The organism is Methylobacterium sp. E-046, assembly GCF_022829625.1.
Classification (GTDB): Bacteria; Pseudomonadota; Alphaproteobacteria; order Rhizobiales; family Beijerinckiaceae; genus Methylobacterium; species Methylobacterium longum.
Map to the genome: position 1 here is coordinate 24849 of NZ_JAKSYP010000020.1, position 6568 is coordinate 31416.

A 6568-nucleotide genomic window follows, 5' to 3' on the forward strand; every position below is an offset into this window, starting at 1 on the left:
TCAGGTGCAGCAGCCTCAATGGGCGGGCAACCTGCCGTCGGGGGTGTAGCGGTCCACCGCCGAGGGAAGCGTCCGGGAGAGCCTGGAAAGCAGTTCGTCGTGCGACAGCCCAGTCTGCCGAGAAAGGGCGTCCATGACATCGGACCCGATGGCCTGGCGCAGCTCGGGCGGGGCGATCTCGTGGTTGGGGCCGTTGTTCACCCAGGAATCGGCGGCCGCGCCGTGGCCGTTCTGCCGGAAGCTCTCGACCAACTGACCCAGCCCCCCGCCGAGCACGTTGCTGATGCCGGCTCCGCCGAGCGTACCGCCGATGTTGCCGAGCAGGCCCCCAAGGCCGGCTTGGCCAGACGCGGTTGAGGATCCCACCCCCGGGGAAGAATGACTGCCGCCGAGCATCTCGGCGATCTTGTCCTTATTCTGGAACCCGGCTACGGCGAGCAGGCCGAGCAGGGCGGTCATGGAAGGGAAGCCGTCACTCATAATCGTTCTCCCGTTCGGATGTGCGAGGTACTGGTTCCGGGCGGCTCAGGATCTCGAACCGGTTCCCTTGGACGCCTTGTATTCGTCGATGGCGGTCCGGCAGCCGGGCGAGAGCTTGCCCATGTTCCTGCGGAAGCACGCCACCACCTCCGGCCCCTTCGGATCCATGCCGTTGCAAAGACTGAGATAGTCCCCGGAGCAGAACGTCCGGAGATGGTTCGTGGCGGCATCGTCGCCCTGGGCACCGGCGGAGCCCGCCGCCATGACCAAGGAGAGGGCGAGGAAGCGGGTGATGCGGATCATGGGGCGGAGGCCGTGCTCGATGCTTGCCTTGAGGGTTGGTGCGTTGGCCGGGAGGAGGCCGTGGGCTCCCTCCCGGCCCGGCGCGGTCAGATCGGCTTGCGCGGGGCGGTCCCGGTGGTGCTGGCCGTGCCGGTGTGCTCGACGTTGCCGCGCTCGTCAGTGACCTCGACCTCGGTGTGGCGCACCTTGTCGGTCACGGTCTCGACGCGCTGGGTCGCGTCCTTGCGGATGCCAACCTCGCCGACGACGCGGGCCTCCTTCGAGACCACCGCCTGCTCGCGCATCTCGGTGGCCTCGATGACCTTGTCCTCGAACAGGGCCATGTCGCCCGGGGTCACCGCGCGGTCGACCACGCGGCGATCGACGTGCACGGTCTCATCGTGGAGCGTGACGTTCTCGCTGACGTTCTTCTCGACCGCGTAGGAGCGGACGCGCACCCGGCCGCTGTCCACCATGCGCTTGCCGACGTTGAGCCGCTCCTCAACCACCGGGATGTAGTCGGTGCCCCGCGCTGTCCCCTGAGCCGTGAGGGTCTCGGTGGAACCGGCCGCACGCAGACCCGTCGTGGCGGTCGTCGATGCGGGAGCAACGGCTGCGACCGGCGCGCCTGCAGCCTGTCCGGTCCAACCCTCCTTGCGCCAGGCCGCCTCGCGCTCGTCCATGTCGACCGAGCCGTGCTCCTCCAGAATATCGTAGGTCCGCTCCGCGTACCCGTCCTCGACGGTCGCGGTCAGCATGGTGCCGCCGCGGTTCAGTCCCTCGGCGTGGAGGTGGCGGTCTTCCTCCGGCATGAAGAACTCCTTCAGCGAGCCCCACATGCCGCCCTCGTGGGTCGTGGCGGCGCTGGTCGTGGTGCCGGCCTCGCTGCCGGACAGGATCCGGACGCCGACCTCGGGGATGCCGCTGGCCACAAGCTTGGCCTTCGCGGCGGTTGCGTCCGTGTAGGTGTCGTACATGGCGGTGATGGTTTGGGTCATGGTTCGATCTCCGATGTTTCAGCTAGGTTCAGGGCCGTGACGTGCCCCTCGGGGGACACGCGTTCGATCACGGCGTGCTGCCTGCGCAGCGTCACCGGCATCTCGACGTCCTCGCCCGCCGTGGTCTGGCGGACGTGCACCTCCTCCCGCAGGACGAGGCGCTTCTCGACGACGAGGATCTCTTCCAAGACCGGGATGATCGTCACCCCGTTCTCCTCGCGGACCACCGGGGGCGTCTCACCCTCAGCCAGGGTCCGGTTGATTGGCACCCGAGTGACGCCAACCATGTCGCTGCGCAGGGTCTCGCGCAGGACCTCCTCGACCGTCTCGGTCCGGGTCGAGACCCGCACCCGCCCGGTCTCCACCGCCCGCTTGTCGATGCGGGCGGTCTCGGCGATCAGCGGGACGACCGCCTCCTCGCCGACGGCGACCTCCGCCGCCTGATTGTCCCGCGTCCGAAAGGGATGCGGCTCGGTGGCGGCGGGGTCGCTCACGATCAGACCCGGCGCTGGGTCGTGACGGCGGGTGCGGTGCGTGTGAGCACCGGGTCGACGGCTGCACCGCGGCCGGCGAAGAAGGCGGCCAGGGCACCGAGGATCAGCGCCAGGGCTCCGTAGAGCGCGCCCTGCGAGCCGACGCGGGCGGCGGTGTCGGCCGCCTGCTTGGCCTGCTCCTTGGTCTTGGCGACCGTGTCGTTGAACTGCTGCACGTACTGGGCGACCTGGGTCCGGGCCTGTTCGACCGGAATGCCCTGCGCCTTGGCCAGAGCCTGAGCGGCGTTTTCCTGCGCGTCCTTCCGCTGGGCGGCGTCGCCGGTCACCGCGGCGCGCATGGCGCTGACGGCGGCGTTCTTAAGGGCCTCGGGGTCATTGCCGGTCGTGCCTCGGACCTGGCTCTCGATGTTGGAGAACGGGTTGTCCATACCCGGCAGCGACGGGGCAGCAGCCTGCGCGGCGGTCTTCACCGAGCCGCCGATCAGGTTGCTGGCACCGCCGAGCGTGCTCGACACCGCACTCGACGCGCCGCTGACGATGCCGCCGACCGCCGAGGACAGCAGGTACACGACGACCAGGGTCGAGACCGCCCAGGCGATCAGCCCATGATAGGCGGTAGTAGTCCGAGCCGGTTTGCCCGAGAGGCGCCCGGCCAGCCAGCCGCCGGCGGTGGCAGCGAGGATGCCGGAGATCACGAACCAGATCCCGGCGCCGGACGAGAGCGACCCGGCGGTCGGGGTGCCGTTGCCGGCTGGGTCGACGGTCGAGAGCCCGATCCCGAGCCCGACCATGTTGAGGATGACCTGAGCGACCAGCGCGATCACCGCGCCGGCGAACACCGCGCCCCAAGAGACGGAGTGCAGCGCCATCGTGCGCATGTCCTCAGCCGGGGTGGCCAAGCTGGTAGTCGGAAGGTCACGGTCGTAGGCCGGACGGGTAGTGTCGGGGGATAACGCCATCGTGGGAACTCTCTTGTTGGGGGTGGTCGGGTCGGGCTTCGGCCGAGGGTCGGCGGGAGGTGTGGGGGTCAGAGGACCCGGCGGCGGCCCATCAGGGCGTGGTAGAGCCACAGCACCACCACGGCGCCGACGACGGCGACGAGCAGGCTGTAGAGGTTCACCCCGGACACCCCGGGCTGGCCGAACTGGTTGAATAGAAAGCCGCCGACCACCGCCCCGACCACGCCGAGCAGGATGTCGACGAGCAGGCCCTGTCCGGTGTTGTTGACGACCTTGCTGCCGATGAAGCCGGCCACGAGGCCGAGCACGATCCAAGCGAGGAGTGACATGATCCGGGTCCGCCTTTGTCGATGTGGGTCGAGGCATGGTCGTCGTCGGGAGGTCCGGAGACGTGCGTCGGCCGCGAGCCGTCCAGCCCACGCGATGGTTGCGGCCCTCAGCTACTTGCGCGAGGACCGGCGTGGCTTGGGCTTCGGGGTTGGCGACGTATGTGCGGCTTCGATGGCGGCGACCTCAGCGGCTCCTTCCGCCTCGATCTCCCGATCGCCCTCGATGATGCCAATGGCTTCCTTGATCAGCGCCCGGGCGTGGTCGACTGACAGGATCTTCCGGCGCTCGGGCACAGACATCCCCTCAGATCAACCGCATCGGTCGAACGTCCGAGATGCCCCGTATTGAGCAGAGCTACGACGATGTAATTAACGGCTTCAAACGAAGTTCCGAAGATTTACATAAAGTATATTCGCACTAACTTGCGCTAGTAGTTCTGTAACGGTTTCTGCCAGTTTTAGCGTCGCCCGGTCGGATTTTGGCCGATGCCGCGCTCCTGCGCCCACACCACCACTGCGCTGCGGCGGTTGACACCGAGCTTGCGGTAGAGGCCGGCGACGTGGTTGCGCACCGTGTTCGGCGACAGCTTCAGCTCGGCCCCGATCTCCTGGTCGGTGGCGCCCTGGCAGATCCGCGTGAGCATGTCTCGCTCGCGGATTGTCAGGTTCTCGACCCGGCCCGCAGGATGGCCGGAGCGCGGCGGGTGACGCAGGGCCGCCAGCTTGTCGATCACCCCATGGCTGAACCACGATGCGTCCGCCATCACAGCCTCGATAGCGGTGATCAACTCGCGCTCCGAGCGCTTCCTCGCGGTGATGTCCTGCAGAACGCAGAGCACGCAGGTCTCGCCGTTGATGCTCACGCGCTCGGCCGAGACCAGGCAATCGATCTCGGCCCCGTTCCTATCCTGCAGACCGGCCTCGAACGCGCGGATGCTGCCGAGCCGCTTGAGGTCGCGCGAGAACCTGCGCTGCTCGGTGAGGTCGACCCAGAGCGAGAGGTCGGCGAGCGATCGGCTGGCCACGGTCTCGGGGGCATGGCCGAACGACGTGACGAAGGCTTGGTTGACGCTGGTGATTTCCAAGCTGTCCGCGCTCATCAGCGCGCTCGGCACCGGCGAGAGCTCGAACGCCTTGGCGAAGCGCTCCTCGCTGTGGCGCAACGCCTTCTCGGCCTTCCGGCGATCCTCCAAGTCGGCGAAGGTGAATAGCATGCATCGCTCGACTCCACCCGGGCCGGGCATCTCGATGGCGTGGCCAGCCACGATCACGTAGCGGCCGCGGCCGCACGGCGTGGCGAGCTGAGCCTCCATCTGCGGGATGGTGTGGCCGGCGTGAAGGTGCCGGATCGCCAACTCGCGCCGCTCGGCGTCGCGCAGCAGGTCGATCTCGCAGAACGATCGGCCGAGCACGTCGTCGCGATGGTACCCGGTCAGGTCGAGGAAGCCGTGGTTGACTCGCACGAAGCGCAGGTCGGCGATCCGGCAGATGATCGCCGGGGCCGGGTTGGCGTTGAACATCCGCTCGAACCGCGCCTCGGCCTGGTATCGCTCGCTCACGTCCTGCATCACCAGGGCGAGGCCGCTCGGTGTGCCATCCGCATCGGTGGTCACCAGGCTGCGGATGCGGTGCATCCACCTGTGCGTGGGATCCCGGGTCGGGGCCAACTCGACCACGACGTCGCGGAATTCCTCGCCGGCGAGTACCCGGTCGAGCGGATGCTGCAGCGGCCCGATCTCCCGATGATTACGGTAGTGCAGCGTGAAGTTCGCGCGGTACTCGGACACGGTGGCGCCGAGATCGCCGACGTCCGCGACCCCATGCATCATCACGGCGGCTGCGTTCGCGTAGGCGATGGTCTGATCCGGCTCGATCAGGATCACGCCCTCGGACAGACCGGCCACGATCTGCCGCATCTGTATGTCATGAGCCGCATCGGCCATCGGCGTATCTCCATCCGAAGCGCCAACGCTCGAATGTGGGGAAAAGCCCGGACTGCCGCGTTTGGTCGTTCCTGATCTCGCCGATCGTCACGGATGAACCGGCCGAGCAGAGCTCAGGCCGAAGAATTACGCTTATGAGCGTAAGAGGGATTATTGCACACGAGTTGCAGTTTGGGCCGGCGGCTTCCGGTGAGGAACATGACCTCGACCGCGCCGTCATCCATGGTCGTGACGTGGAGGCGGTAGCCCATGTTCGTCGCCAACATACGCGCTTGGTCCAGCGTACCAGCGGCCAATGTCATCGTGAACTCGGCTATACCCGATGCGAGTTGAGCTGCGATGAGACCGATTTCGACACCTTCGTTGAAGGTCTCGTCCCGGCCAGCGAACCGCAGGCGTAGACCGGGTACGACATGGATATGGCGCATGTGTAGTCCCTCTGGACACCTGCCAGTCCACAGCCGATGTAGTTAACGGCGCGTTAGCAGCGGTATGCTCCGAAAGATCTAAAATCTTACTCGGCCCCTTAGAGGCCGGCGCAGCCTGTCGCGGCCACGGGACACACTCAGTTTCGGAACGTCGCGATTATGCGAATGGGTCAGTTTGCCCGGCCGTGAGAACGTGAGCCATGGGCTGGCACTCGCAGTGTCCAGCGGCCGGCCGATGATGACAGCACTCTGACTTCGGATATGGCGATCCCTTCCTGTTCAGGTCGTATAGCTAGAGCCGTTCCCGATCGCGTTGTAATCGGGCTCGCCTCTAAGTCCTTGATGTGACGCGCTCGCTTGCGCCGAACCGGTGTCCACTTCGGCGGCGAGCGCTCTAAGTTCCAGCGGCGCCGTTTCAGTGGGCCTTGCCCTATTGGAACGCTGCACTCGGCGCCCGCTTCGTGGTGAAATATCGGGTTCCGGTTTCCACCCCAAACCGAATTGGTTGTGTCCCCTGGCGTGGTGTAGCTTCGGCGTGGCCACCACGATCACCGGCCGGGGCCGGATTGATCAGGCTGCCAGGGTGGGCAGGCTGACGAGGGGATCATCGCCGATCGGGGCGATGCTTTCCAGGGTGAGGTAGCGGGAGCGCTGG

9 protein-coding genes are annotated in these 6568 nt (G+C 66.9%); all 9 read right to left on the bottom strand.

All coding sequences use genetic code 11. The features are described 5' to 3' along the window. Positions 1 to 15: 15 nt before the first annotated feature. The 9 genes from MKK82_RS00635 to MKK82_RS00675 all read right to left on the bottom strand — a co-directional run bounded on the left by MKK82_RS00635 (position 16) and on the right by MKK82_RS00675 (position 5913). Positions 16 to 480: a YidB family protein gene (locus MKK82_RS00635; RefSeq protein WP_243984280.1), complete on the bottom strand. Its 465-nt coding sequence runs from the start codon at positions 478 to 480 to the stop codon at positions 16 to 18. 45 nt (positions 481 to 525) lie between these two features. Then, the gene (locus MKK82_RS00640) at positions 526 to 783 is read right to left on the bottom strand and encodes a 3',5'-cyclic-nucleotide phosphodiesterase (RefSeq protein WP_243955361.1); all 258 of its coding nucleotides are present in this window, start codon (positions 781 to 783) and stop codon (positions 526 to 528) included. 86 nt (positions 784 to 869) lie between these two features. Continuing rightward, positions 870 to 1760 carry a YsnF/AvaK domain-containing protein gene (locus MKK82_RS00645; RefSeq protein ID WP_243984282.1) on the bottom strand — a complete coding sequence of 297 codons (891 nt, stop codon included), beginning with the start codon at positions 1758 to 1760 and terminating at the stop codon, positions 870 to 872. Next, positions 1757 to 2257, bottom strand: coding sequence for a YsnF/AvaK domain-containing protein (locus MKK82_RS00650; RefSeq protein ID WP_409566765.1), 501 nt, complete (start codon positions 2255 to 2257; stop codon positions 1757 to 1759). Before MKK82_RS00650 ends, MKK82_RS00645 begins: the two co-directional genes overlap by 4 nt. Further along, positions 2257 to 3132 (bottom strand): PhnA-like protein, encoded by an 876-nt coding sequence (locus MKK82_RS00655; RefSeq protein WP_409566766.1) that lies wholly within the window; start codon positions 3130 to 3132, stop codon positions 2257 to 2259. Before MKK82_RS00655 ends, MKK82_RS00650 begins: the two co-directional genes overlap by 1 nt. A 149-nt stretch (positions 3133 to 3281) precedes the next feature. Beyond that, positions 3282 to 3542, bottom strand: coding sequence for a GlsB/YeaQ/YmgE family stress response membrane protein (locus tag MKK82_RS00660; RefSeq protein ID WP_243984286.1), 261 nt, complete (start codon positions 3540 to 3542; stop codon positions 3282 to 3284). Positions 3543 to 3653: 111 nt separating this feature from the next. Beyond that, positions 3654 to 3842, bottom strand: coding sequence for a hypothetical protein (locus MKK82_RS00665; RefSeq protein ID WP_243984288.1), 189 nt, complete (start codon positions 3840 to 3842; stop codon positions 3654 to 3656). A gap of 158 nt (positions 3843 to 4000) precedes the next feature. Continuing rightward, entirely contained in the window at positions 4001 to 5485 is a 1485-nt protein-coding gene (locus MKK82_RS00670) for a PAS domain S-box protein (protein WP_243984290.1), read from the bottom strand. Positions 5486 to 5598: 113 nt separating this feature from the next. Beyond that, on the bottom strand, positions 5599 to 5913 hold the full coding sequence (locus MKK82_RS00675; RefSeq protein ID WP_243984292.1) for a hypothetical protein: 315 nt from the start codon (positions 5911 to 5913) through the stop codon (positions 5599 to 5601). Positions 5914 to 6568: the final 655 nt, after the last annotated feature.

Bases quoted from the DNA above. Each gene is read 5' to 3' on its own strand.
- MKK82_RS00675 (WP_243984292.1), bottom strand. From the start codon at position 5,913: ATGCGCCATATCCATGTCGTACCCGGTCTACGCCTGCGGTTCGCTGGC.
- MKK82_RS00660 (WP_243984286.1), bottom strand. From the start codon at position 3,542: ATGTCACTCCTCGCTTGGATCGTGCTCGGCCTCGTGGCCGGCTTCATC.
- MKK82_RS00655 (WP_409566766.1), bottom strand. From the start codon at position 3,132: ATGCGCACGATGGCGCTGCACTCCGTCTCTTGGGGCGCGGTGTTCGCC.
- MKK82_RS00635 (WP_243984280.1), bottom strand. From the start codon at position 480: ATGAGTGACGGCTTCCCTTCCATGACCGCCCTGCTCGGCCTGCTCGCC.
- MKK82_RS00670 (WP_243984290.1), bottom strand. From the start codon at position 5,485: ATGGCCGATGCGGCTCATGACATACAGATGCGGCAGATCGTGGCCGGT.
- MKK82_RS00640 (WP_243955361.1), bottom strand. From the start codon at position 783: ATGATCCGCATCACCCGCTTCCTCGCCCTCTCCTTGGTCATGGCGGCG.
- MKK82_RS00665 (WP_243984288.1), bottom strand. From the start codon at position 3,842: ATGTCTGTGCCCGAGCGCCGGAAGATCCTGTCAGTCGACCACGCCCGG.
- MKK82_RS00645 (WP_243984282.1), bottom strand. From the start codon at position 1,760: ATGACCCAAACCATCACCGCCATGTACGACACCTACACGGACGCAACC.